Below are 24,947 nucleotides of genomic sequence, written 5' to 3' on the forward strand. Positions count from 1 at the left end.
CCGGAAAGAAAGAAGGGACAGCATTTGAAGCAACCGAAACGACGGATAGGCTTCCGCGCTTTTATCTACTTAGTTACCTTTGTGGTTATTGTGTATGTTGTGGTTTTTATGAATACGCCGTATATCGTATACCGGCCGGGCAGCGCCTCTGAAGTCGCTCCGATGATTCAGGTGGAGAATGCCGATCCGCCGGAGCAGGGCGCCTTCATGATGACAACCGTGTCTGCCAGTTATGCCAATGTGGCGCTGCTGGTCGTATCCATGTTTAACTCCTATGCGGAGATTGTCGCCAAGGAGACGCGGCTGGGTGACCGGACGGAGCAGGAGTACGCTGCTGAGCAGGTCTATTATATGAGCAGTTCGCAGTCGTTCGCCGTACAGGCCGCCTACAAAGCCGCCAACGTGCCTTATGAGGAGGTCACCGATTACCTCTATGTATTCTCCGTGCCGGAGACCGGGAACAAGGATCAGTTCCGTCCGGGTGACCGGATTGTAGCAGTGGCCGGGGAGAAGGTGACCGATGCGGAGGCGCTGGCGAAGCTGTTGTCGTCCCGTGCCATCGGCGACCGGGTCGATGTTAAGCTGCAGCGGGACGGGAAGGAAATCAGCGAGCAGGTGAAGCTGGTTGAAGTCAGGGACAAGGAGAACTCGCCGGCGCGTCCCGGTCTGGGCATCAGTATCGGAGCGGTCCAGAAGGTGGTGCCGGAGGAAGAGGGGCATGGGATCAGCTTTGTCGACACCGAGGTCGGCGGCCCTTCGGCCGGCCTGATGTTCACCATGGAGATTTATAACCGGCTTACCCCCGGCGACTTGACCAAGGGTTACCGGGTAGCGGGAACGGGGACAATGGATGCCGGCGGCAACGTCGGGGCGATCGGCGGTGTGAAGCACAAGATCGTCGCCGCAGACCGCGAGGAGGCGGACATCTTCTTTGTTCCGCTTAAGAATGTTGACGAAGCGAAGGCGCGGGCCGACCAGATCTGCACCAAGATGAAGCTGGTACCGGTGGCCACGCTGGACGAAGCGCTGAAATACATGGAGGAGCTGCCGGTTAAACCATGACCGGCGGCAGCAGATAGTCGGCGAGCAGCTCTTGCCGCTGCGGGTCCGTGAACGCTGCGGCGTATACACCCGCAGCAGCAAGGTCCAGCCTCAGCATGGGATGGTCGAATTGGGCCGGGCGGGTGACCACCGGCAGCGTAGCGCGCTGCTTCATCTGCTTCAGCAGCTGCCGCCCCGCTGCGCTAAAGCCCAGGACCCGCAGATACGCGGGCCCCTGGCCCAGCCGCTGCGGCGTCAGCTCTTCCTTCGTATGATTCAGCAGGGTGTGGACGAGCAGCCGCTGCAGCCGGGTGTGCGTGTAACGCTTGCTCTTCAACCCCTGCAGCAGCCCTTCAATGGTGAACGGCTCCAGCCTGGCGAATATGCGCAGCAGCCGGTTCTCCAGCCCTTCGTTCATCTCGTGCAGGCTCTTCAGCTCCGCGGCGCTGCGCGTAAGCAGCGTATGGCGGAGGGGGTGACGGAATGCCTCCAGCGTCACCGGCCCGCGGCCGGCCGCCTGTTCCCTGGCCAGGATGGACAGGCTGTACTCCGGCAGGTAAGGCGCCGGAGAGCCGCCCTCCAGCAGCAGCCTGCGGATTGCGGTCGCGCTGGCAATGCTTGAACCCGGCTGCAGCGGAGCGTGGAAGCCCGCGCCGGTGCGCGGCACGGTCAATGGGACCATGCTGCTGCCGAGCCTTTCGAGGGCGATAAGGTAATGCAGCCCGAGACTGTTGTTGGGCTGGCGGAGCAGCTCCGCAGCATCCGGCGGTTTCTCCTCTCCCGTGAAGGAGGCCTCCCAGGCCTGTGCAGCCGCGCCGCTGTAGGCGGCGGGGAAGCTGACGCCAAGCGCCATGCGGCTGGCGATCTCTTCCCGGAGCCGGCTGTTCTCGCGAGCCAGGAATTGGGCCAGCGGGCGCAGCTGCTCCAGGCTACCGGCTTCCGAGCCGAAGCAGAGGCTGTCCACGACGCCGGTAGCGGCCAGCAGGGAGACGGCGCCGAAGGCGAACCATTCTGCCGGTTGCACCGCGTAGGCGACCGGCAGCTCAATAACGAGGTCGGCGCCCATGTGCAGCGCCATCTCGGTGCGAGCCCGCTTGCTGACGGCGGCGGGCTCGCCGCGCTGGGTGAACGGCCCGCTCATGACGACGATGACGCTGTCAGCGCCGGATAAGCTTTTGGCCTCCCGGAAATGGTGGACATGCCCGTTGTGTAACGGGTTATATTCTGCGATAATGCCTAGTGTACTCAATGAATGCCTCACTCCGGTTTTGTCATCAGGACAGTTTTGTAGCTCTATCATAAATTGTCCGCGGATTTGAAACAATATCAAGGGAAAATGATTGACAAAGTCCGGTAATAATAGGTATAATAAATTTTGTTTGTTTGGAGTGATGATGTTGAAGATTCACTTTCGCAAGATAGCAAACGCCGACGGGCCTCTTCACTTCCATGAAACACTGGATGTAAGCGAGTTTGTCAAAGGGCGTAAGGATATTGTTGCCGTTGCACCGCTCTCAGTGGACCTTAATGCGCTGCCCGCGGATACCGATCAGGTGAACGTGGTGGGGAAGCTGACAGGAAGCGCGGACATGCTGTGTTCGCGTTGCCTAACCGAGGTTAAGACGAAGCTTGATATTCCTTTTGCTGAGACTTACCAGTGGCTGAAACAGCCCGCTCCTTCCGAGGAAGATGAAGATGAGGATATCATCTACATTGAGGATGAGACTGTGGAGCTCACTCCGTTCGTGGAGGAACATTTCGTACTGCACTTGCCGGATTCGGTATTGTGCAAGGCAGACTGTCTTGGTCTTTGTCACACATGCGGACAAAATTTGAACGAAGGCACCTGCAGTTGCGACAACACAGTGATCGATCCAAGATTCGCTGCGTTGAAAGGACTCTTTACCAAGCAAGACGACTGAGAACAAACTCCGCTGAAAGCGCGGGTTAACAAGAAACCAGGAGGTGTTAACACATGGCAGTACCTCAACGTAGAACGTCCAAGACACGCCGTGACAAACGTCGTACTCACTTCAAGCTCGCAGTTCCGGGCATGGTGAAATGCGAACAATGCGGCGAGCTGAAGCTTGCTCACCACGTATGCAAAGTTTGCGGAACGTACAAAGCAAGAGAGATCATCAAACAATAGTCTTCATACAGAAATACCACTTCATCTTTGGATGGGGTGGTATTTTTTTTGTATCCCTAAAAAGACGGCATTTCCTCCAATTCCGTGCGGCAGACCTTCTTTCGCCCGTCCAACCGCTCGCGGGAGGTAAAGGGCCTGTGGTACGTGGGCGGAACCACCCACCACGGAGGCGGAACGCCTGTCGTCTCCCTGTCCGGAAGGCTGGTCGGGGAGCGGATTGCAGGGCGGTGATTAATCCGGCAGCAGGATACGGCATGCGGTGCGGCTGCGCGAGAGATGGCAGCGGCGCCGTATTCCTTTTTGTACGGATAAAACCTTAAGTGAAAGGGGATTCTTACCGGATAACCCGGCCCTGTGTCGGACGGAAGAAAGACAAAGCTTTATTTTTGCGCCGCCATCCTTTATACTACATATTAGTACCTGGTTCTAAAACGGTGGTAAGCTATGATTGAGCTAATTAATGCTATTAATCCAAGATTATTTACAGCGGCCATTTCGATGGCCGATTGCTTTGTTGGCAACAGCCAGGAGGTGAGCCGCCATAGAGCGGATGTCCAAGAAAGAGCGTCAGCAGCAGCTGCTGCGAATCATCGACGGCAATCCGTTTGTGACTGACCGGGAATTGACCCGGCAGCTCAAGGTAAGCATCCAGACGATCCGGCTTGACCGCCTGGAGCTGGGGATTCCGGAGCTGCGCGAACGGATGAAGCAGATGGCGGAGCATACGTATGATCAGGTCCGCTCCCTGCCGGCGGATGAAGTGGTCGGCGAGATTGTCGATCTCCAGCTGGACAAGAGCGGAATTTCTATATTTGACATCCGCGAGGAGCATGTATTTTCCAGAAATGGAATTGCCCGCGGTCATTATGTATTCGGTCAGGCCAACTCGCTGGCGGTCGCGGTCATCAACGATGAAATCGCTCTGACGGCGTCGGCCGAGATCCGTTTTGTGCGCATGGTGCGGCTGGGAGAGAAATGCATTGCCAAAGCGCAGGTGCGCTCACTGGCCGGCCGGGGCGGCAAGGCGGAAGTGGATGTGTTCACTTACGTAGGGGAAGAGTTGGTGTTTCAGGGCCACTTTATCGTGTACCGGTCCGCAAACGAAGATCACAGCGAAGGAGGAATCCGCAGTGCTGATCGCCATTGATGCCATGGGCGGAGATCACGCGCCGGAGAGCAATGTGGAAGGCGCTCTTTCCGCAGCCGCGGAATGGAAGGATACACAGATTGTACTGGTGGGCGATGAAGCGCGGCTGACGCCGCTGCTGGCGAACAAGCCCTCCAATGTAACGGTGCGGCATGCATCCGAAGTCATTGGCGGGGATGAAGAGCCGGTAAAGGCTGTCCGCCGCAAGAAGGACTCATCGATGGTCGTCGCCGGGCGCATGGTGCGCGAGGGTGAGGCCGAAGCGATGATCTCCTCAGGCAACACCGGTGCGCTGATGACGACGGGACTGCTCGTCGTGGGCAGAATGGAAGGCATTGAGCGTCCGGCGCTGGCGCCCATGATTCCGACGCTTGACGATGTCGGCGTGCTCGCGCTCGATCTCGGGGCGAATATGGATGCAAAGCCCCAGCATCTGGCACAATACGCGCTGATGGGCAGCATCTACCGCAGCAAGGTGCACGGTATTGCCAGGCCCCGCGTCGGACTGCTGAATGTCGGCGCGGAGCCGGGCAAGGGCAATGAGCTGACGAAGGAGGCTTATCCGCTGCTTGAGGCCATGCAGGGCATCCATTTTGTCGGCAATGTCGAAGCGCGCGATGTGCTGACCGGAGCCTGCGATGTGCTGGTCTGCGACGGGTTTGCCGGCAATATTCTGCTGAAGACGCTGGAAGGAACGGCGGGAGCCATGTTCTCCCTGCTGAAGGAGCAGTTCTCCCGTTCCCTCAAAACAAAGCTGGGCGCAGCGATGCTGATGCCTGAGCTGAGAGCCCTGAAGGGTAAACTGGATTATAAGGAACACGGCGGCGCGCCGCTGCTCGGCCTTAGCGGGCTGGTCGTCAAAGGCCATGGTTCATCCGACGGCAATGCCGTCAAGAATGCGGTCAGACAGGCGCGGCTTGCGCTGCAGTCGGGTCTGGTCACCGGCATATCCAAGGAAATTAGCGGGAAGTGAGTGAAAATATGAACAGTCTGCGGCCCATCGGAATTATCGGGACCGGCAAATATGTGCCGGAAAGAATATTAACCAACAGCGATTTGGAAAAAATGGTGGAGACGAACGACGAATGGATCGTCAGCCGTACCGGGATCCGTGAACGGCATATCGCCGCCGAGCATGAGGCGACTTCGGACCTGGCTTATCAGGCTGCGATCAAAGCACTGGATTCGGCCGGCATGAAGGCCGAGGATCTGGAGCTGATCATCGTGGCGACGATTACTCCGGACACCTCGTTCCCGTCGACCGCCTGCATCCTGCAGGACAAGCTCGGCGCCAAAGGTGCAGCGGCATTCGATCTGTCTGCCGCATGCTCCGGCTTTGTATACAGTCTGGCTACAGCTACCAGCTTCCTGCAGACCGGAATGTACAACAATGCGCTGATCATCGGGGCGGATACCCTTTCGCGCATTACCGACTATACTGACCGTAACACCTGTGTGCTCTTCGGAGACGGAGCAGGAGCGGTTGTGCTCGGCGAGGTGCCGCAGGGCAGAGGCTTCAAGTCATTTGACCTCGGTGCGGAAGGCGCCGGCGGCAGCCTGCTGAAGCTGGAAGCGGGCGGCTCCCGCCTGCCGGCTTCTCAGCAGACTCTGGAAGAGAAGAAGCACTTCATTTATATGAACGGCCGCGAGGTGTTTAAATTCGCGGTGCGTGTAATGGGAACTGCTACGGAACGTGTGCTTGAAAAAGCAGGGCTGGACAAGACCGACATCGACCTGTTCGTACCGCACCAGGCGAATATCCGCATCATTCAATCGGCGATGCAGCGCCTGGAGCTGTCGGAGGACAAATGCGTGATCAATGTTGACCGTTATGCGAATACCTCGGCGGCATCGATTCCGCTGGCGCTTGTAGAAGCGGCGGAAGAGGGACGGATGAAGGAAGGCGACACCGTGCTGATGGTCGGCTTCGGCGGCGGTCTCACCTGGGGAGCTTCCGTTCTGGTTTGGTAAGGAAATACAGTGTCTGACAGAGATACAACGCCCGGGTGACGGAGACTTGTTGCGGCGCCCGGAGCGTTCAGGATAGGGGTTGCTGTGTATGGGTAAAATTGCATATATTTTTCCGGGCCAGGGTGCGCAAAGCGTCGGCATGGGTAAGGATGTGTATGACGCACTACCGGTGAGCCACGATGTGTTCGCCAAGGGCGACGAAGCGCTGGGCTTCGGGCTGAGCCGGCTGATCTTTGAGGGGCCTGACAGTGAGCTGAAGCAGACGGTGAACACCCAGCCAGCCCTCGTAACGGCTAGCGTCGCTTATTTGCAGGCGCTCGGTGATCAGGCGGGCAAGCCTGATTATGTCGCGGGCCACAGCCTGGGCGAATACAGCGCCCTGGTTGCTGCCGGCGTGCTGCGCTACGAGGATGCCGTCCGGCTGGTCCGCCTTCGCGGACAGTTCATGGAGGAAGCGGTGCCCGGCGGGCAGGGAGCCATGGCAGCTGTCCTTGGTGCCGACCGTGAAGCTCTATCCGCTCTGTGCCGGAATATTACGGAGAGCGGTCACTCGGTGGAGCTGGCGAATGTCAATTGTCCGGGACAGATCGTCGTTTCCGGGACGCTGCCGGGCGTAAATGCGGTGGTTGAACGCGTCAAGGAAGCTGGTGCCAAGCGGGCGATTCCGCTGGAGGTGAGCGGCCCGTTCCATTCTTCCTTAATGAAGGAAGCGGCTGAGCGGCTGGCAGTAGAGCTGGACAAGGTGGAGTTCAGCGCACCGTCTGTACCGGTGATCGCCAATGTTACCGCCGCGCCCGTAACCGATCCGGAAGAAATCCGCGCGCTGCTGGTCCGCCAAGTATATTCGCCTGTACTCTGGCAGGATACTGTGGAGTGGCTGATTGCCGCCGGCGTCGATACCTTCGTAGAGATCGGCTCCGGTGCCGTATTGACTGGCCTGGTGCGTAAGGTCGACAAGCATGTCAAGACGGTGACCATAAACAGTCTTGACAGTGTGCAAGCGGGCTGGTAACAGATATGGGCTGCTAGAGACAGCCCTGCGAATGAGCGAAAGGAGAGAGCGGGATGTTCTCAGCTTTAAAAGGCCAAACGGCCCTCGTCACCGGCGGTTCCCGCGGCATCGGCCGCAGTATTGCGTTGGCCCTGGCTGCACAGGGTGTGAAGGTGGCGGTGAATTATGCAGGAAGCGAGGCGGCTGCGCAGGAGACCGTGGCCCGCATCGCGGAGCTTGGCTCGGAGGGCATCGCGCTGAAGGGCAATGTCGGCAATTCTGCCGAAGCCGAAGCGTTGGTGAAGGAAGTGCTGAATACGTGGGGCAGAATTGATATTCTGGTCAACAATGCGGGCATTACCCGCGACAACCTCATTATGCGGATGAAGGAAGAAGAGTTCGACCAGGTGATTGAGACCAACCTCAAGGGCGTGTTCAACTGCCTGAAGGCCGCTACCCGTCCGATGATGAAGCAGCGCTACGGCCGCATCATCAACATTTCTTCGGTGGTCGGCATCACCGGCAATCCCGGACAGGCCAACTATTCGGCCGCCAAAGCCGGCATATTCGGCCTGACCAAGTCGGCTGCCCGGGAGCTGGCTTCCCGCGGCATTACTGTGAACTGTATTGCTCCAGGCTTCATTGATACCGATATGACCCGCGAATTGTCCGATGATGTCCGCAGCGAGCTGGTTAAGGGGATTCCCCTGGCCCGGCTTGGGCGTACGGAGGATATTGCCAACGCGGCTGTGTTCCTGGCCTCTGAAGGGGCCGCCTACATGACCGGCCAAACGCTACATGTGGACGGCGGAATGTACATGTAAGGCTAATAAGTGCCTGCAATGCTTAGGGGAAAAGGGGTATGGAGCGGGCCGGAAAGCGTTTTTGGCGCTCTATGGTATTTTGACTTCATATCTCGTATAATACCAAAAGAGGAGGTGAACCGGATGTCCGATGTATTGGAGCGTGTAAAACGCATTGTCATCGACCGTTTAGGTGCTGATGAAGCTGAGGTAACCTTAGAAGCGTCTTTCAAAGATGATTTAGGTGCTGATTCGCTGGATGTAGTTGAATTGGTAATGGAATTGGAAGATGAATTCGACATGGAAATCTCTGATGAAGATGCAGAGAAAATTACGACCGTGGGTGAAGTTGTGAAGTACATACAATCTCATACCTAGTGTCCTATGATTGGGAGTCCCGTTCCTGCTAGGGCGGGACTTCTCCTCATTTTCAGCGCCTTTTACCGGAACAGAGTTACCCGCTTGATCAACTTAATGGGGAAAATAACGGCAGCATAGTCCGATACCGGACGGCTGCTGTAGTTTATATAGATCGGCCACAGCTTTTGTTTACCGCTTTTTTATTGCAGTTACAGCTATCGATGAGGTGATAATGTTTGAGTCATAGAGTGGTTATTACAGGTATGGGAGTATTGACATCGCTGGGCAAAGACCTGGAGACGTTCTGGGACAGCCTGATGAGCGGCAAGTCCGGTGTATCGTCGATCGAAGCCTTTGATGTCAGCGAATATCCGACACAGATCGCCGCTTCGGTCAAGGATTTTGATCCGGAAGAGCTGTTCGGCCGCAAGGAAGCGCGCAAGATGGACCGCTTCGTGCAGTTTGCGCTGGCTGCAGGCCAGGAAGCGCTGCAGGACAGCGGGCTGGTGGTTGGAGAGAATGTCGAGGCCGAGCGTATCGGCGTATCGGTGGGCTCAGGCATCGGCGGGCTGGGAACCTGGGAGGATAATCATAACCTTCTGCTCGAGAAAGGCCCGAAACGTGTCAGCCCGTTCTTCATTCCGATGATGATCGCCAACATGGGCTCCGGCCAGCTGTCGATCAGCCTGGGAGCCAAGGGCCCGAACACCACGACGGTAACGGCCTGTGCCACAGGCAGCCATTCGATCGGTGAGTCGTTCCGGCTGATCCAGCGCGGCGACGCCGACGCAATGATCTGCGGCGGCTCGGAAGCGACGATCCGCCCGACCGGGATGGCCGGCTTCTGCGCGATGCGCGCGATGTCCACGCGCAACGACGAGCCGGAGAAAGCCAGCCGCCCGTTCGATACCGGCCGTGACGGCTTTGTCATGGGCGAGGGCGCCGGTATTCTGATTCTGGAATCGCTGGAGCATGCACAGCAGCGCGGTGCGAAGATTTATGCTGAAGTGATCGGCTACGGCCTGAGCGCTGACGCCCATCACATGACCGAGCCCGATCCTGACGGTGCGGCGCGCTGTATGAAGATGGCGATCCGCGACGCCGGAATTGCTCCGGAAGAGATCGACTACATCAATGCGCACGGTACTTCGACTCCTGTCGGCGACAAGTCGGAAACGGCTGCAGTGAAGAAGGCGCTGGGCGACCATGCCTACAAGGTTGCCGTAAGCTCCACGAAGTCCATGACCGGCCATTTGCTGGGCGCCGCCGGCGGTGTGGAAGCCATTATCTGCGGTCTTACGCTGCAGAAGGGAATGATTGCGCCAACGATCAATTTGGACAATCAGGACCCGGAATGCGATCTGGATTATGTGCCGAATGTGCCGCGGCAAGCGGAAGTTAACATTGCCATGTCCAACTCCTTCGGCTTCGGCGGGCATAACGCTACGGTAATTCTCAAAAAATTCAATCAGTAAGGGGAGAGTGCGGTGAAAGGAGACCTGAAGCAGCTACAAAACCACCTTCACATCCAATTTCACGATCCTGCTCTTCTGAAGCAAGCCTTTACCCACGCATCTTATGTCAACGAACACCGGTTCAATCAGCACCAGGACAACGAGCGGCTGGAATTTCTCGGCGATGCGGTCCTGGAGCTGACGGTGTCCGAGTATCTGTACAATTTGCTGCCGGACAGGCCGGAAGGCGAGCTGACCAAGCTGCGGGCCGCCATTGTGTGCGAGCCCTCGCTGGTCAAATTCGCGGAAAGCCTCGGCTTCGGCAAATATGTGCTGCTGGGCAAGGGGGAGGAACTCACGGGCGGACGTACCCGCCCGGCCTTGCTGGCCGATGTGTTCGAATCCTTCGTGGGAGCGCTTTACCTGGATCAGGGTCTGGAAACGGTGCGCAAATTTCTGGATGAGTATATTTTTCCGCTGGTGGAGACCGACGGCAAGCTGCAGATGCAGATCAGCGACTTCAAGACAGAGCTGCAAGAGCTGATTCAGCATCACGGGATGGGCACGCTGGAGTACCGGATTATCGAAGAACGGGGCCCTGCGCATGAACGGGAATTCGTCTCGGAGGTATACATGGGCAGCCGTTCGCTCGGCAAGGGCAACGGACGCTCCAAGAAAGAAGCAGAACAGCGGGCAGCAGCAGCAGCGCTGCTGCGTCTGAAAGAAGACGGAGCCTGAAGAAGAGGCATTCGTTATATAACGCATGCGGAGGAGAGCAGCAAGTGGTCTGAAGCGCCGGATGGTGCAGGCGGAGTCAGACCTTTGCTGCTCTTTTTCGGGACCGTTGTCGTTTGGCTTCGTCCGTCCCCGGAGGACTATTCTAGGGGTACGGACGCTGTGGTATAATGGGGCAGAGGTGAATAAACAGATATGTTTTTGAAACGGATCGAACTAGCCGGCTTTAAATCATTCGCCGATAAGACGGAGATGGAGTTTGTACGCGGCATTACGGCGGTAGTAGGCCCGAACGGCAGCGGCAAAAGCAATATTTCCGACGGAATCCGCTGGGTGCTGGGCGAGCAGAGTGCCAAGTCGCTGCGCGGCGGCAAGATGGAGGATATTATTTTTGCCGGCAGCGATGCGCGCAAAGCGGTCAACTACGGCGAAGTGTCGCTGACCCTCGACAACGAGGATCATGCCCTGCCGCTGGATTTCAGCGAAGTGACAGTGACGCGCCGTGTCCACCGCAGCGGGGACAGCGAATATTTAATCAACAAGCAGGCCTGCAGGCTGAAGGATATCACGGAATTGTTCATGGATACCGGGATTGGCCGTGAAGCCTATTCCATCATCGGACAAGGCCGGATTGAGGAGATCCTCAGTACCCGGTCCGAGGACCGGCGCGGTATTTTTGAAGAGGCCTCAGGTATTGTGAAATATAAATCGCGCAAAAGGGATGCCGGACGCAAGCTTGAGGAAACCGAGCAGAACCTGCTGCGCATTCATGATTTAATCAGCGAGCTGGAAGACCAGGTCGGTCCGCTTAAGGACCAGTCCGAGAAGGCCATCCGCTATAAAGCGCTGAGGGAACAGCTCAAGCAGCTGGAGATATCCGTCTATGTGCACCAGATTGAAGGGATACATACGGCTTGGCAGGAGGGCAACGCAAAGCTGGAGACCTTGAAGGTCGAACAGCTTGAGCTCTCGACGGTTGTCTCGGCGCATGACGCGAAGCTGGAGAGCGGCCGGGCGGAGCTGCGGACACTGGAGGAGCGGGTCGAGAAGCTGCAGGAGCAATTGCTGCGCTACAGCGAAGCTACGGAGAAGAGCGAAGGCTACGGCGAGGTCTTGAAGGAACGCAAGCGCAACCTGGAAAATAACCGCGAGCAGCTGTTGCTTACGCTCGGTTCGGTGGGCGAACGCTCCGAAGGCCGCCAGCGGGAGCTGGCGGAGCTGGAGCGGAAGCTGGAGGATTCGCGCAGGTCGCTGGAGACGCTGCGCAGCGAGCTTGCCGCCGAGGAAACGCGTCTCGAAGGCGTTAGCGGCGGGATCAGCCAGAGCAAGGAGGAGTCGCTGAAGAGCGGGCTGCTGGAGCTGATGAACCAGATGGCCCAGGCGCGCAATGAGATCCGTTATGCCGATCAGCAGAAGGAGAACCTGGAACGGCGTATGAGCCGCAGCAAGGAAGAGAGCGGCAAATGGACGGCCCGGCTGGCGGAGCTGTCGGCGGCCCGGAAAGGGCTGCAGGAGCGGATTGCCGTGCTCGGGCAGGAGATCGGTACGCTCCGCAACGCGTACATTACGGAAAGCGAACAGACCAGCAAACGCCAGAAGCTGCTGGAGGAGACGCAGACGGGCCTGCGCAAATGGGAGCAGAAGCGTGAGGCACAGGTGTCCCGCCATGAGACGATGAAGGAAATGCAGGATGATTTCGACGGGTTTATGCTGGGCGTCAAAGAAGTGCTCAAGGCCGCGCGCAAAGCGCAGCTCAGCGGGGTGCACGGCGCCGTCGCCGAGCTGATTGCGGTGCCGGAGAAGCTGGAGCTGGCCGTTGAAACGGCGCTCGGCGCTTCGCTGCAGCATGTGGTCATGGAGAACGAGGCCGTGTCCAGACAGGCGATCGCTTTTCTGAAGCAGCGCCAGCTCGGGCGCGCGACCTTCCTGCCGCTGGATGTCATCCGGCCGCGGCAGATTACCGGCAGCGACCGCAGCATGGTCGAAGGCGCCGACGGTTTTGTCGGCATCGGCTCCGATCTGGTCAGCTATGACGAGCGTTATGCCAGCATTGTCGGCAGCCTGCTCGGCAATCTGATTGTGGCCGAGACGCTGGAGCAGGCCAACCGGATCGCCGCCAGATGCCAGTACCGTTACCGTGTGGTCACGCTGGAAGGCGATATCGTCAACGCCGGCGGTTCGATGACCGGCGGCAGCCAGCACAAAAAGAACAACAGCCTGCTCAGCCGTAAGCGTCAGCTCGATCAGCTGGCTGGAGAGATTACAGATACCGAGCAGCAGATCGCCAAGCTGAAGCAGGGCATCGGACGGCTGCGCGACGAACAGAACAGCGCAGCCGAGAAGCTGGAGCAGCTGCGCCATGACGGGGACGAGAAACGCCTCGAAGAGCAGCGCGTCTCCGGCGATCTGAAGCAGCTGGACCAGGAGCTGCGCCATGTCCAGGAGCAGGTGGACGGCGCAGGCGCGGAGCACAGCGGCTTCGAGAGCGAGCTGCGCGCGCTGGAAGAAAGCCGGGCCCAGGCGGCCGGCGAGCTGGTGCGGCTGGAAGGGGAAGAGAAGGCCGCGCATGAGGCGATCCGCCAGGCGGAATCCGACCGCAAGGCCAGCGAATCGGCCAAGGAAGAGCTGCAGGGCAAGCTGACCGGGATGAAGGTCGCGGAGGGCAAGCTGGACCAGGAGATTTTCTCCCTGGAAGAGCAGCTCCGCCGGATGCGGAATGAAGCCGGCTCCCAGGAGAAGGAGCTGCGCCAGAGCCGCAGCCTGCTGATGACCATCGAGCAGGACCTGGAAGAGAATGCGCGTGAAGCTGTGAAGCAGCGGGAAGACCTGAACGGCTTCCGGCTGAAGAAGGATGAGACGGCAGGCGCGCTGGATCTGGCCCGCGCCGACCGGACGGCGCTGACACGCAAGCTAGAGCTGGCGGAAGGCGAGACCAAGGACCAGCGGCAGGCGCTGCGTGTGGTCGAGGACAAGCTGCGCGCAACCGAGGTGTCCGTCGGCCGGCTCGATGTCGAGCTGGACAATATCCTGCGCAAGCTGAGCGACGACTATGAGCTGAGCTATGAGCTGGCCAAGCAGCGCTATCCGGTGCCTGAGGACGTTCCGGCCGCGCAGCTGGAGGTGCAGCGCCTCAAGCGCAGCATCTCTGCGCTCGGCGAGGTGAACCTGGGCGCGATTGAAGAGTATCAGCGCGTTCATGAACGCTACACCTTCCTCAGCAGCCAGAAGGATGACCTGGTGGAAGCGAAGACAACGCTCTATCAAGTAATCCGCGAGATGGAGGACGAAATGTCCAAGCGCTTCAAGCAGACCTTCGATGCGATCCGCAAGGAATTTGGCACAGTATTCACCAAGCTGTTCGGCGGTGGCCGTGCCGATCTGATGCTGCTCGATCCGGAGCATATGCTTGATACAGGCATCGACATCGTCGCCCAGCCGCCGGGCAAGAAGCTGCAGAACCTGCAGCTGCTCTCCGGCGGCGAGCGCGCTTTGACCGCCATGGCGCTGCTGTTTGCCATTCTGCAGGTGAAGCCGGTGCCGTTCTGCGTGCTGGATGAAGTGGAAGCGGCGCTGGATGAAGCGAACGTTGTCCGCTTCGCCCAATACCTGCGCGAGTTCTCCGAGCAGACGCAGTTTATCGTTGTAACGCACCGCAAAGGCACGATGGAGGAAGCCGATGTGCTATACGGCGTGACGATGGAGGAAGGCGGCGTGTCCAAGCTCGTATCGGTCAAGCTGGAGGATGAGGAAGCGGAAATCGCCTGAGCCTGGTCCCGGGAGTTATTAAATGTTATTAATGAGGGAACGGGTGGGGGAAATCCGGTGCAGCCGGTGAGCCTCCATCCTGATCTTTGTGAATGTTAGGGTGTAAGAAACTATAGTGCAGCAAGCAGGTATGAAATAAGGGCAAAAGCTGCCTCTAATTACTGCGGGTTCCAGTGTGACCGGGGAATAGAGGCAAAAGCTACCTCTAATTTCACGGAAATTGCCTGTTATCCTGAATTCTGTAGATTTAGAGGTGGAAAATGCCACTAATCAACTGAAATGGTCTTTATGCTGAAATTAGTGGCAGAAAACACCTCTATTTAGGCAAAGGGTAACTGTGCAGTAATCAGGAGCGGGTCGGGTAGTATGCACCCGGATTACAGAGTATAGTTTGCACCAGAGTATAGCTGGCATCTGCATTCCAGAGTATAGTTTAAGACCTCAGTAAAGTTGGCACCATTCCAATATAGTTTGGACCACTGCATAGGCTGCACCCGCATTCCATTGCATACCCGCCGAGTTCCCGTCACTATAAAGCATGTTATATACCCATTAGGAGGAGCCCAATGAGTTTTTTTCGTAAATTGAAGGAAAGCATCTCCGGCAAGACGGAGAGTGTAACGAAGCAGTTCCGCGAAGGCCTGGAGAAGACGCGCAAAGGCTTTGTGGAGAAGGTCTCCGACCTGATTATCCGCCGCAAAAAGATCGATGAAGAATTCTACGAGGAGCTGGAGGAGATTCTGATCGGCGCCGATGTAGGCGTCAGTACGGTCATGAACCTCGTCGAAGATCTGCGCGCCGAAGTGAAGCAGCAGCGGATCGAGGATGCCGCCGAGCTGCGGCCGATTCTCTCGCGCAAGCTGATGGAGCTGCTGCGCGGCGATGACGACAACAGCCTGAAGGAGAACCCGGACGGCATTACGGTTATCCTGTTCGTAGGCGTCAACGGGGTCGGCAAGACGACGACCATCGGCAAGCTTGCCCACCGCTACAAGCAGCAGGGCAAGAAGGTGCTGCTCGCCGCCGGCGATACGTTCCGGGCCGGAGCGATCGAGCAGCTTGAGGTTTGGGGCCAGCGCGCCGGCGTGGATGTCATCAAGCAGCAAGCCGGCTCTGATCCGGCTGCGGTCATGTTCGATGCGGTGCAGGCAGCCAAGCAGCGCGGTGTCGATGTGCTGCTGTGCGATACGGCCGGCCGCCTGCAGAACAAGACCAATCTGATGGAAGAGCTGAACAAGATCTTCCGCGTCATCCAGCGCGAGATTCCAAGCGCACCGCATGAGGTGCTGATGGTGCTCGATGCAACGACAGGACAGAATGCGCTGACACAGGCCAAGCTGTTCGGCGAGAAGAGCGGCGTTACCGGTCTTGTGCTGACCAAGCTGGACGGTACGGCCAAGGGCGGCATCGTGGTGGCGATCCGCCAGGAAATGAACCTGCCGGTGAAGCTCGTCGGCCTCGGCGAGAAAATGGAGGATCTGCAGCCTTTCGATTCCGAACAATTCGTCCACGCTTTGTTTGCGGGAATGATTGCTGACGAGGAGAGCGGCGAAGAGCAGGGCTAAGCCTCCTTCGAGCTTCGAGCCTGTGCGGAACGGACAAAGCCTCTGTTACAACCAGAGCCAACAATATAACCAGCAGAGGCCGATTTCGCGTCAAGCGGACCGGCCGGCAAGCCCGCAGTGAACCAGGTTTCGCTGCGGGCTTTTTTCAATATTGTTTATACAATATCATTATATGAAAAATTCACAAAAGGAACCAGTACTGCTTGTCAGCCCGCGCGCATACAATCTTTGTGTGTGCAACAGCTTGCTCCGAAACCCCCGATTGCACCTCCGCGAGAAAGGAAGCGATTCCAAATATGTGGGATGGTTCATAAACTCCATTTTGCTGTTATATATATTGACATAAATAATTATGTTTACGTATTATGAAACTAGTTAAAGAACTTTTTCACGGTTCGTTTCCAAATAATATTTCTTTGTGGTCAGGTAAGTTCACACAATATGATCCGAAAGGAGTCGGGCTCATGTCCAAACTTGATCCTTTGCCCGGTCTCGCTCCGTATCCGCTGCAGCATTATTTTGATGAAATGTATGCTGACGAACGGAGTGTCCGGCCGCACTACACCCATGTGAACCGCATGTTTTCCGGGATGAGCCCCGAGGAGCTGCAGGGTAAGCACAAGCTGATGCAGCGCCGAATGATGGAAGAAGGAATTACCTTTACGCTGTACAATCCGGCTCAGGATCACCCGATGGAGCGCACGATTCCTTTCGATATGATTCCGCGGATCATCCCGAAGGGCGAATGGGAGATGCTTGAAGCCGGAATTATTCAGCGCATCACCGCCCTTAATCTGTTCATACACGATATCTATCACGAGCAATACATCGTCAAGGACGGGATTGTGCCGCGGCGCATGATAATCTCCAACTGTTACTTCCGCCCGGAAATGGCCGGGCTGCGCGTACCGGGCGGAGCGTACATTACGACCTCGGGGATCGATCTGATCCGCCACCGCGACGGGGAATATTACGTGTTGGAGGATAATCTCCGTACACCTTCAGGATTCTCCTATCTATTTAAAGGGCGTTCACTGATGAATCAGCTGTTCCCGGAGCTGGCCTTTGCCAGCTCCATCCGGGATGTGGACCACAGCCTGAACCGCTTCTTGTCTGTACTGCGCAGCCTGTCGCCTTCGCGGACGAAGGATCCGGTCATTGCGCTGCTTACGCCGGGAGAGTACAACTCCGCTTATTATGAGCATGCTTTTCTGGCCCAGCAAATGGGGATCTATCTGGTCGAAGGCCGCGATCTCGTCGTTCAGGATCATAAAATTTACCTCCGTGAAATGAACCGCCTGCGCAGGGTGGATGTGCTCTATCGCAGACTGGACGATGATTATATCGATCCGCTGGCCTTTCAGCCGAATTCGCTGCTGGGCGTGGCAGGACTGATGAATGCGTACCGTGCAGGCAACATCGCCATCGCAAATGCGCCGGGGACGGGAGTAGCCGATGATAAGGCCATGTATGTCTATGTGCCGGATATGATCCGCTACTATCTTAATGAGGAGCCGATTCTGGGCAATGTGCCGACCTATCTGCTCGGCAGGCGGGAGGAGCGGCAATATGTACTGGAGCATCTGGAGGAGATGGTTGTCAAAGAAACCTCATTATCCGGCGGATACGGGATGCTGATCGGCAGCGAAGCGACCAAGGAGGAGCTGGCGGATTTCCGGCTTAAAATATTGGCCGATCCCGAGCGGTATATCGCCCAGCCGATTATGATGCTGTCGCGGGCTCCGGTATTAACGGAAGGGTCCATGGCGCCGCGCCATATCGATCTGCGCGCCTTCGTGCTGATGGGCGCCGACCGCAAACCGCATGTCATCCCCGGGGGACTAACGCGTGTTGCTATGAAGGAAGGATCGCTGGTGGTCAATTCCTCCCAGGGCGGAGGCGTCAAGGATACGTGGGTAATGGCTTAGATTACAGAAGCTTCAACAGATCTGACGAGGCGGCTCAACGGCAACGGCAGCACAAAGTTTAAGCGAAGGGGTGGCGGAAATGCTGAATCGCAATGCGGAGGCTTTGTTTTGGATTGGACGGTATATCGAGCGGGCAGAGAATCATGCGCGGCTGATCGACGTGCACTATCATATCCAGCAGGAGGAGGATTATCAGGCAGAGGGCCATAAGTGGTCCCGACTGATCGATGCCCTGGGTGTCAGAAGCGAATATTTGCAGCAGTTTGAGAGCTTTGCCGAGCAGGACGTATTATCTTTTATCACGCTCGATCTCGGCAATGCCAACTCCCTGTTCTCCTGCGTGCATCAGGCGCGGAACAATCTGCGGACCCTGCGGCAGCATCTGCCAAGCGAACTGTGGGACATGGTGAACAGCTTCAATCTGTGGCTGGGAGATCAGTCGGTGGCGGATATAATGAGCGGACCGCATCAGTTCTACCGGCAGGTCAAGGAGCGGACGGCGATGTTCCTCGGGGCGGAGCAATCGGTGATGCTGCGGGGGAATGAGTGGCATTTTATCGAGAGCGGGCGGTTTCTGGAACGGGCGGAGAACACGGTGCGGATTCTGCAGGCGGCCATCATGTACTGTAAGGACAAAGAAACCCAGTCGGTGTATACCCAGCTCCAGGCTGTGCTGAAATCGGTCAGCGGCTATCAGGCGTTCCGGCGGTACTATGCGGATGCCATGTCCCCGGAGTGCATTCTCGAATTTATGATCACGAACAGCGCCTTCCCGCGTTCGATCCGCTTCTCGTTCCATAAGCTGGAGGAGCATCTGGCCCGCCTGGAGCTGGACAGCTCCGAGAAAGGCTCGGGTCATGAGAAGGTCATCCGTCAGGCGGGTAAGCTCAAAGCAGAGCTGGATTATATGGAAAAGGAAGAAATGTCCGGAGATGTCGTCGATGGACTCCTGCAATCCCTGATGCTGTCCTGCCAGCGGCTGGGAAAGACGATGGAGGGTGCTTTTTTTCACCGTGAAGGAGTACGCCTATGAAAATTCAGATCAACCACACCACCACCTATACCTATCCCGAACCGGTCACGGACAGTGTCAATGAAATCCGGCTGACGCCGCGCACCAACTACCGCCAATCCTGCTATCATCATGAGGTGGAGATCTCTCCGCCCGCCCACCTGCTGACCTACGAGGATTTCTTCGGCAACCGCGTCCATGCCTATTCGGTCAACAAGCCGCATACGGAAATGGTAATCCATACGAAGGCGACAGTGGTTACACTGGACAAAGCCCAAGGCGCCGATTTGCCGCGGCTTCCGCTGGAGGAGCAGATGGCGGTGCTGAACGACGAGAAATTCCAGAACCGCTATATTGAGTTCATTTTGCCCACCCGGTATACGGAAGTGACACCGGAGCTGGTGGAGTTCGCTTCGCAGCATCCTTTTGATGAGGCGGAAGATATGTATGAATGGACCAGGAAGCTCTCCTCGACGATCTATGAGCAGTTCACTTATGATCCTGAAGCTACCAGCGTCAATACCACGGTCAAAAAAGCGCTGAAGCTCAAACGCGGCGTTTGCCAGGATTACGCCCACCTGATGATTGCGGTCTGCCGCAGCGTCGGTCTGCCTTCCCGTTATGTGAGCGGTTATCACTTCGTAGGTGATCTCCAGGGCGGCAATGCCGATTTCGAGCAGGCTTCCCATGCCTGGGTGGAGACGCATATCCCCGGAACGGGCTGGCTGGGCTTTGACCCGACCAACAATATGGAGGTCAACTGGCGTTATGTCAAGCTAGGACATGGCCGGGATTATAAGGATATCGTGCCGGTCAAGGGCGTATACCGCGGCGTGGCGGGCACGCTGGACGTAAAGGTTGATGTCAGACGGCTGGATGCCTAGCGGGTGGACGATGCGGAGAGTGTATAGGCTGGATGAACTGCTCCTGGCGGAATATAAATTCTGGACCCCTGATTATAACCGGCAGGGAAATGGGTAATCTTGAAACAGACCCTAAAAATGGAGTATGTGGAAGGAGCGTGTACCTATGAGTCCAAATACAGCCAAAAAGCAGCGATATATCGGAAAAACAGCGATTATTACAGGTGCAGGCTCGGGAATCGGCAGAGCGACTGCCATCCAGATGGCCCGTGAAGGGGCAAATGTTGCCCTGTTCGATCTGGTGAACGAACGCACTGCCGTGCTGGCCCGGCAGCTGAATAAGCTGCGCGAGAATTGTGCGCTGGCCATCGATGTCGATACTTCGGATGCCGGGCGGATGGAGGAGGCGGTACGCCGGACGGTCGAGCACTTCGGCGGCATCGATGTCGTCTTCGCCAATGCGGGGATCAATGGCGTTGTCGGACCGATCGAGGAGCTGAGTGTCAGTGACTGGGAACGGACGCTGAACGTCAATCTGACCGGAACCTTCTTGACCCTGAAGTATACCATTCCCCATTTAAAAGCCAAAGGCAAGGGAAGCATCATCATTACGAGCTCCATCAACGGCAATTACAGATTTACCAGCTTCGGCTGGTCGCCTTACAGTACAACCAAGGCGGGGCAGGTTGCCTTTGCCAAGATGGCTGCACTGGAGTTGGCCAAATTCAAAATTCGCGTCAACGTCATCTGTCCGGGGGCCATCTCCACGAACATTGACGAGAGCACGGAGTTCAGCGAAGAAGTCGAAGACATTGTCATCCCGATTGAATTCCCGCAAGGGGCACAGCCGCTGGCTGACGGTCCGGGCAAGCCGGAGAATGTGGCCGATCTGGTCGCGTTCCTTGGCTCCGAGGAGTCCGTCCATATTACGGGAGCGCAGATTGTCATCGACGGTGCCGAATCGCTGCTGTCATAAGTTAATCGTCTAATTTTGTATCAGGAGCTGTACCGTCAGTCATCAACTGGCTGTTTGGGGCAGCTCCTTCGGCATTTCAGGAAGAATTCGCGCGGCTTATTTAAAAAAAGTACTTAGGCGTCGCTGCTGAAAATAAAACATCAGGAGTTTCTTATTCGGATTGAGGCTGTCCGCTTCATTGCATATAATGTAGGTACCACCCTTCGGGGAGATCGTTAAGGGAGGCCGCGATGAACGAGAGCACATTTGACGAACCATTATTTGCAAGCTTGAAGCCGGGCTTAACCTCGTTTTGTTACCGGATGCTAGGCTCCATGGACGATGCGGACGATGCCGTTCAGGAGACGAGTATTCGGGTCTGGCAGAGCGGGAGCACGTTCAGACAGGATTCCTCGTTCAAAACCTGGGTCTATCGGATTGCCTCCAACCTGTGCTTGGACAAGCTAAGACAATCCAAACGCCGTGCGCTTCCCGTTGACCTGTCCGACCCGGCCGTCGCCATCGTCGAGCCGCGCGACACGCTGCCGGACTCTGCCTGGATCTGGCCGTCTACCGACTTTGGCGGCAATCCGGAGGATCGGCTCGTCCGCAGAGATACCCTTCAACTGTGCTTCATCGCTCTCCTGCAGAGCTTGCCTCCGCGGCAGCGCGCGGTGCTAATTCTGAAGGATGTATTTGAATGGTCCTCCAGGCAGATCGCTGAAACGTTGGCGATGTCGCCTGCAGCGGTGAACAGCGCCTTGCAAAGAGCCCGAGTGACAATGGACCGGGCGCAGCTTCGCTCGGATGAGCTCAGCAGCATGGACGTTCAACCGGAGCGGCAGCTACTGTCCCGGTATGTGGAGGCCTTCGAGCAATTCGATATTGCCGCGCTCGTCGCGTTGTTCCACGAGGAGGGCTGCATGTCGATGCCGCCCTTTGAGATGTGGATCCGCGGCAAGGAGGATTTGTCCGCCTTCTATGCGCTTACTCGCTGGCATTGCGAAGGTTCGCGATTGGTGCCCACTACGGTTAATGGCGGTTATCCGGCGTTGGCCCAGTATATGCCGGACAAGGAGGGCTCTGGCCTGGTACCCTGGGGCATCCACGTCATCGAAACCAAAGAAAATCTAATTTTGCACGTTCAAAATTTCATTCATACGCCATTATTTTCGCGATTTGGGCTGCCTGAACGAATGGATCACCGGATCACATCATGAAGTGGAATCAAGCGTCCGAGCAGCGATCTTGAACAATTTCAAAGCCTATACCGAACGAAATGAATCATCGGGAAGAAGACGCCGGGGAAGATGCCCGGCGTCTTTCTTTTTGAACCCTAGTACGAGTGTACTCTCCATTAGCTTAACCTTGTGCCTCATCCATGTTCATACAGTTAATGGCCCACAGATGGCCGTCCAAGTCCACGAAGCCCCAATGATACATGGACCCGTAATCTTCAGGTTCAGCGTGCAATTTTCCGCCCAACGAGACCGCGGTATTCACGATTTCATCGACCTTTTCCCGGCTTTCGAAGGCCAATGCGATCGTCATCTGCGCATACTTACCCGTATCGACGGATTCCTTCTCCGTGAGCGTATTAAAGAATGCTTGATTAATCAGCATGAGCTGCAGGTTGACGCCGATCACGATGGCTACCGAATTTTCGTTATCGGGGAATTGCGGGTTGAGCTCGAATCCAAGTCCGGTGAAGAATGCTTTGGATTGTTCTACGTTTATTACAGGCAGGTTGAAGCTCGTGAATGCGGACGTTAATGCCATTTACTAAACACCTCTTCGTCAAAAATAGTTTGTATTCATTTATGCCTTCATTTATATAGACGACAGCCGATCCGGGAATTCATCGGTCTTATGGATTCGGAAGCGAAAATTTCGAAAAATAACTTGGTATTGAGTTCGGATCGCTGCCATTCCCGAACGCAATGGAAATGAATGATGAGCGCAGTGGCTATTTTGCCTGAAAAACAAACAAAACTATATACTGATTGATAAAAAACAAACAAAATGATATTATGTCTATAAATCAACTGAAAGTGGGTGTGATTATTGCCTGCGAAGAGCGAATCGCCCGGAATCCCCGACGCATTCTGGAATGCATCTATTAGTGAGGTGAAGCTGGGATACAGCACCGCAGAGCGGAACCGCTCGGTGTTCTATACATGCCTTGTTTGTGGCAAGGAATTTGAGAAGGGCGTTATATACAAGGATGGAGAGCAATTCTATGAAGCAGAGAAATTTGCCGGAATGCATATAAACGCGGAGCATGGAACCATGTTCCATTGGCTGCTGGGCCTGGATAAGAAGCTGACCGGACTTACGGCGCTGCAAAAAGGTCTGTTAAACGCTTTTGCCGGGGGACAAAGCGACAGTGAAGCGGCCCAAGCGCTGGGCATCGGCAGCACGTCAACCGTGCGCAATCACCGTTTCACGCTGCGGGAGAAGGTGAAGCAGGCGAAGCTGTTTCTGGCGGTGATGGAGCTTGCGGAAGAGAAGCTGCAGAAAGCGCCGCTGGTAGCCGCGATGCCGCTTCACCAGGAGATTCAAGTGGACGGGCAGCCGGTCGTCTCTGGGGAAGAGAACGCGGAAATTATCAGCAGCTATTTCAAACAAGGGCCGGATGGGCCGCTCTTGGAATTCCCCCGCAAGCACAAACGCAGAACCGCCATTCTGCACCAGCTCATCAAACGTTTCGTCCCTGGCCGCGAATATACGGAGAAGGAAGTCAATGCCATTCTGGAAGAGGCTAATCCCGATTATGTCACACTTCGCAGGTATTTAATTGATCATGGGCTGTTGGACCGCGAAGAGGATGGCAGCAGGTATTGGGTCCGCTCACAGGCCGGCTCTGGCCAAGACGGAAATATTAATGGAGGTATCGAAACTATGGATAAAAGCAAACGCAAGGAGCTCGGGTACAATTATGCCCATTCCCACCGCCCGATGGGCGTATACCGGATATATAACAGTGTGAACGGCAAGTCGCTGGTCGGCAGCAGTATGAATCTTGACGGGGCCTGGAACAAACACAAATTTATGCTGGATGCCGGGCTGCATGACAACAAAGCTTTGCAGGCTGACTGGAAGACCTATGGAGCCGATGCGGTTACTTTTGAAGTCCTGGAACAGATCAAGCCGGAAGAGGAGTTCATCGCCGAGGCCTCCGAAACGCTGAAATACCGGAAGCCGCTTGCCGAAATGGAGGAGAGATGGCTGGAGAAGCTGGCGCCTTACGGAGAGAACGGGTATCATAGACAGAAGTAAACGAAACAAGCGGCAACTTTTACTGCGATCGAAAGCGCAGTCGGGTCCGGGCGGATACAGAACTTAAGCACGGTGCAAAAATGCGGCAGGGCCTGCTGTATCTGCCACATCGCCATGTTACAATTGGAGAAACAGGGATGATTCTATCATGCATAGGGGGCATTGATCATGGCGATTTTATCCTGGCTGGCCGAACAGCGGATCCAGGAAGCAATGCGCAGCGGTGAATTTGCCGATCTGCCGGGCCAAGGTAAGCCGATGGAGCTGGAGGATCTCTCCGGCGTACCCGAAGAGCTGCGGATGTCCTTTAAGATACTCAAGAATGCCGGCCTGCTCCCGGAGGAGCTGATGCTCCGCCAGGAATGTGCCACGCTGGAGGAATTGCTGGCGGCTTGCCGCACTGATGGCAGCGGAATCGCGGCCAAGCGCACGGAGCTGGAATCAAAGCTGTCGCTCAAGCGGCTGCGGCTGCAGCAGCTGTTAAGTGAGCGGGGGCTGGACAGCAGCGCTGTCTATGCGGAATACAGCGATCAAATCCGCGGAAGGCTGCTCCCAGAGCAGGAATAAGGAGTGGAGCTCTCAGGCCGGAAACGGCTGCGGAGCTCTTTTTTAGAGGCTGTGTAAAATGAAAATGTGGATGTAAGCTTAGAGCAAGCTCTTCCGGCTCTTTCTTTATTCGGCATAGCTCCAAATCTGTGCTAAGTCTATTTACGTGTGATTACCTTCGACCAGAAGGATTATTTTATATTACTAATTACTACTGTTTGCCTTTTCTTTAGTACTGATCTCCATCCTGCTTGAAATCCATCGTTTCATCTGTTTTATCGCCCGGCAGAGGTCCGGATAGGGATTAACGTGTACCGCTTGAAATCTGCATTAATTTCGCCCATGATAATGAAAGCGGACAAGCGATGCCCGTGCAGGCATCA

The 24,947-nt window shown here is 56.4% G+C and carries 22 protein-coding genes and 1 pseudogene; 21 read left to right on the top strand and 2 right to left on the bottom strand.

The features are described from left to right. Window positions 1-24: 24 nt before the first annotated feature. Window positions 25-1,062 carry a SepM family pheromone-processing serine protease gene (locus F1381_RS05980; protein ID WP_151733922.1) on the top strand — a complete coding sequence of 346 codons (1,038 nt, stop codon included), beginning with the start codon at window positions 25-27 and terminating at the stop codon, window positions 1,060-1,062. Here F1381_RS05980 and F1381_RS05985 read toward each other — a convergent pair. Further along, entirely contained in the window at window positions 1,052-2,290 is a 1,239-nt protein-coding gene (locus tag F1381_RS05985) for a nucleotidyltransferase (protein ID WP_151733923.1), read from the bottom strand. The two genes, F1381_RS05980 and F1381_RS05985, sit on opposite strands and share 11 nt — an antisense overlap. 142 nt (window positions 2,291-2,432) lie before the next feature. Between F1381_RS05985 and F1381_RS05990 the strand changes: the two genes are divergently transcribed. From F1381_RS05990 to F1381_RS06075, 18 genes and pseudogenes are all read left to right on the top strand, one after another. Next, window positions 2,433-2,963: a YceD family protein gene (locus tag F1381_RS05990; RefSeq protein WP_246187922.1), complete on the top strand. Its 531-nt coding sequence runs from the start codon at window positions 2,433-2,435 to the stop codon at window positions 2,961-2,963. Window positions 2,964-3,016: 53 nt separating this feature from the next. Then, window positions 3,017-3,190: a 50S ribosomal protein L32 gene (gene rpmF, locus F1381_RS05995; RefSeq protein ID WP_026263995.1), complete on the top strand. Its 174-nt coding sequence runs from the start codon at window positions 3,017-3,019 to the stop codon at window positions 3,188-3,190. A 66-nt stretch (window positions 3,191-3,256) separates the two neighbouring features. Further along, window positions 3,257-3,421, top strand: a pseudogene (locus F1381_RS06000) (phytoene desaturase family protein); the annotation flags it as partial. Between the two features lie 319 nt (window positions 3,422-3,740). Beyond that, window positions 3,741-4,337, top strand: coding sequence for a transcription factor FapR (gene fapR / locus F1381_RS06005; protein WP_151733924.1), 597 nt, complete (start codon window positions 3,741-3,743; stop codon window positions 4,335-4,337). Then, window positions 4,321-5,310, top strand: coding sequence for a phosphate acyltransferase PlsX (gene plsX / locus F1381_RS06010; protein WP_151733925.1), 990 nt, complete (start codon window positions 4,321-4,323; stop codon window positions 5,308-5,310). Before fapR ends, plsX begins: the two co-directional genes overlap by 17 nt. Before the next feature lie 8 nt (window positions 5,311-5,318). Beyond that, a complete protein-coding gene (locus F1381_RS06015; protein ID WP_151734228.1) occupies window positions 5,319-6,308 on the top strand; it encodes a beta-ketoacyl-ACP synthase III in 990 nt (329 codons plus the stop codon). A gap of 88 nt (window positions 6,309-6,396) precedes the next feature. Beyond that, complete coding sequence (gene fabD / locus F1381_RS06020; protein ID WP_151733926.1) at window positions 6,397-7,320, top strand: ACP S-malonyltransferase; 924 nt, start codon at window positions 6,397-6,399, stop codon at window positions 7,318-7,320. Window positions 7,321-7,373: 53 nt separating this feature from the next. Continuing rightward, window positions 7,374-8,123, top strand: coding sequence for a 3-oxoacyl-[acyl-carrier-protein] reductase (gene fabG, locus F1381_RS06025; RefSeq protein WP_151733927.1), 750 nt, complete (start codon window positions 7,374-7,376; stop codon window positions 8,121-8,123). A gap of 123 nt (window positions 8,124-8,246) precedes the next feature. After that, on the top strand, window positions 8,247-8,480 hold the full coding sequence (locus F1381_RS06030) for an acyl carrier protein (protein WP_019911228.1): 234 nt from the start codon (window positions 8,247-8,249) through the stop codon (window positions 8,478-8,480). Between the two features lie 218 nt (window positions 8,481-8,698). Then, window positions 8,699-9,937, top strand: a complete 1,239-nt coding sequence (fabF, locus tag F1381_RS06035) for a beta-ketoacyl-ACP synthase II (RefSeq protein WP_151733928.1) — start codon at window positions 8,699-8,701, stop codon at window positions 9,935-9,937. Between the two features lie 12 nt (window positions 9,938-9,949). After that, window positions 9,950-10,654 (top strand): ribonuclease III, encoded by a 705-nt coding sequence (rnc, locus tag F1381_RS06040; protein WP_151733929.1) that lies wholly within the window; start codon window positions 9,950-9,952, stop codon window positions 10,652-10,654. A 192-nt stretch (window positions 10,655-10,846) separates the two neighbouring features. Next, window positions 10,847-14,416, top strand: coding sequence for a chromosome segregation protein SMC (smc, locus tag F1381_RS06045; RefSeq protein ID WP_151733930.1), 3,570 nt, complete (start codon window positions 10,847-10,849; stop codon window positions 14,414-14,416). Between the two features lie 566 nt (window positions 14,417-14,982). Further along, entirely contained in the window at window positions 14,983-15,981 is a 999-nt protein-coding gene (gene ftsY / locus F1381_RS06050) for a signal recognition particle-docking protein FtsY (protein ID WP_151733931.1), read from the top strand. Between the two features lie 464 nt (window positions 15,982-16,445). Next, on the top strand, window positions 16,446-17,909 hold the full coding sequence (locus F1381_RS06055) for a circularly permuted type 2 ATP-grasp protein (RefSeq protein WP_151733932.1): 1,464 nt from the start codon (window positions 16,446-16,448) through the stop codon (window positions 17,907-17,909). Window positions 17,910-17,988: 79 nt separating this feature from the next. Further along, window positions 17,989-18,942: an alpha-E domain-containing protein gene (locus F1381_RS06060; protein WP_151733933.1), complete on the top strand. Its 954-nt coding sequence runs from the start codon at window positions 17,989-17,991 to the stop codon at window positions 18,940-18,942. Beyond that, window positions 18,939-19,805 (top strand): transglutaminase family protein, encoded by an 867-nt coding sequence (locus tag F1381_RS06065; RefSeq protein ID WP_151733934.1) that lies wholly within the window; start codon window positions 18,939-18,941, stop codon window positions 19,803-19,805. Before F1381_RS06060 ends, F1381_RS06065 begins: the two co-directional genes overlap by 4 nt. Window positions 19,806-19,950: 145 nt before the next feature. After that, entirely contained in the window at window positions 19,951-20,760 is an 810-nt protein-coding gene (locus F1381_RS06070) for an SDR family oxidoreductase (RefSeq protein ID WP_151733935.1), read from the top strand. Between the two features lie 230 nt (window positions 20,761-20,990). Next, window positions 20,991-21,959: a sigma-70 family RNA polymerase sigma factor gene (locus tag F1381_RS06075; RefSeq protein ID WP_151733936.1), complete on the top strand. Its 969-nt coding sequence runs from the start codon at window positions 20,991-20,993 to the stop codon at window positions 21,957-21,959. Window positions 21,960-22,101: 142 nt separating this feature from the next. Here F1381_RS06075 and F1381_RS06080 read toward each other — a convergent pair whose 3' ends face one another. Beyond that, entirely contained in the window at window positions 22,102-22,518 is a 417-nt protein-coding gene (locus F1381_RS06080; RefSeq protein WP_151733937.1) for a VOC family protein, read from the bottom strand. Between the two features lie 510 nt (window positions 22,519-23,028). On the opposite strand from F1381_RS06080, the gene F1381_RS06085 reads away from it, so the two are divergent. Together F1381_RS06085 and F1381_RS06090 are read left to right on the top strand one after the other, a co-directional pair. Next, window positions 23,029-24,018, top strand: coding sequence for a DUF2087 domain-containing protein (locus F1381_RS06085; RefSeq protein ID WP_246187923.1), 990 nt, complete (start codon window positions 23,029-23,031; stop codon window positions 24,016-24,018). A gap of 168 nt (window positions 24,019-24,186) precedes the next feature. Next, window positions 24,187-24,585 carry a DnaJ family domain-containing protein gene (locus F1381_RS06090; protein ID WP_151733939.1) on the top strand — a complete coding sequence of 133 codons (399 nt, stop codon included), beginning with the start codon at window positions 24,187-24,189 and terminating at the stop codon, window positions 24,583-24,585. Window positions 24,586-24,947 lie beyond the last annotated feature (362 nt).

It is taken from the genome of Paenibacillus tengchongensis (assembly GCF_008973665.1).
GTDB lineage: Bacteria > Bacillota > Bacilli > Paenibacillales > Paenibacillaceae > Paenibacillus_AQ > Paenibacillus_AQ tengchongensis.

What these genes read in the sequence shown, in the direction of transcription:
- fabG (WP_151733927.1), top strand. Translation starts at nt 7,374, where the DNA reads ATGTTCTCAGCTTTAAAAGGCCAAACGGCCCTCGTCACCGGCGGTTCC.
- F1381_RS06075 (WP_151733936.1), top strand. Translation starts at nt 20,991, where the DNA reads ATGAACGAGAGCACATTTGACGAACCATTATTTGCAAGCTTGAAGCCG.
- F1381_RS06085 (WP_246187923.1), top strand. Translation starts at nt 23,029, where the DNA reads ATGTTCCATTGGCTGCTGGGCCTGGATAAGAAGCTGACCGGACTTACG.
- F1381_RS05990 (WP_246187922.1), top strand. Translation starts at nt 2,433, where the DNA reads ATGATGTTGAAGATTCACTTTCGCAAGATAGCAAACGCCGACGGGCCT.
- F1381_RS06090 (WP_151733939.1), top strand. Translation starts at nt 24,187, where the DNA reads ATGGCGATTTTATCCTGGCTGGCCGAACAGCGGATCCAGGAAGCAATG.
- F1381_RS06060 (WP_151733933.1), top strand. Translation starts at nt 17,989, where the DNA reads ATGCTGAATCGCAATGCGGAGGCTTTGTTTTGGATTGGACGGTATATC.
- smc (WP_151733930.1), top strand. Translation starts at nt 10,847, where the DNA reads ATGTTTTTGAAACGGATCGAACTAGCCGGCTTTAAATCATTCGCCGAT.
- ftsY (WP_151733931.1), top strand. Translation starts at nt 14,983, where the DNA reads ATGAGTTTTTTTCGTAAATTGAAGGAAAGCATCTCCGGCAAGACGGAG.
- fapR (WP_151733924.1), top strand. Translation starts at nt 3,741, where the DNA reads ATGTCCAAGAAAGAGCGTCAGCAGCAGCTGCTGCGAATCATCGACGGC.
- rpmF (WP_026263995.1), top strand. Translation starts at nt 3,017, where the DNA reads ATGGCAGTACCTCAACGTAGAACGTCCAAGACACGCCGTGACAAACGT.
- F1381_RS06055 (WP_151733932.1), top strand. Translation starts at nt 16,446, where the DNA reads ATGTCCAAACTTGATCCTTTGCCCGGTCTCGCTCCGTATCCGCTGCAG.
- F1381_RS06080 (WP_151733937.1), bottom strand. Translation starts at nt 22,518, where the DNA reads ATGGCATTAACGTCCGCATTCACGAGCTTCAACCTGCCTGTAATAAAC.
- F1381_RS06070 (WP_151733935.1), top strand. Translation starts at nt 19,951, where the DNA reads ATGAGTCCAAATACAGCCAAAAAGCAGCGATATATCGGAAAAACAGCG.
- fabD (WP_151733926.1), top strand. Translation starts at nt 6,397, where the DNA reads ATGGGTAAAATTGCATATATTTTTCCGGGCCAGGGTGCGCAAAGCGTC.
- F1381_RS06030 (WP_019911228.1), top strand. Translation starts at nt 8,247, where the DNA reads ATGTCCGATGTATTGGAGCGTGTAAAACGCATTGTCATCGACCGTTTA.
- F1381_RS06015 (WP_151734228.1), top strand. Translation starts at nt 5,319, where the DNA reads ATGAACAGTCTGCGGCCCATCGGAATTATCGGGACCGGCAAATATGTG.
- F1381_RS06065 (WP_151733934.1), top strand. Translation starts at nt 18,939, where the DNA reads ATGAAAATTCAGATCAACCACACCACCACCTATACCTATCCCGAACCG.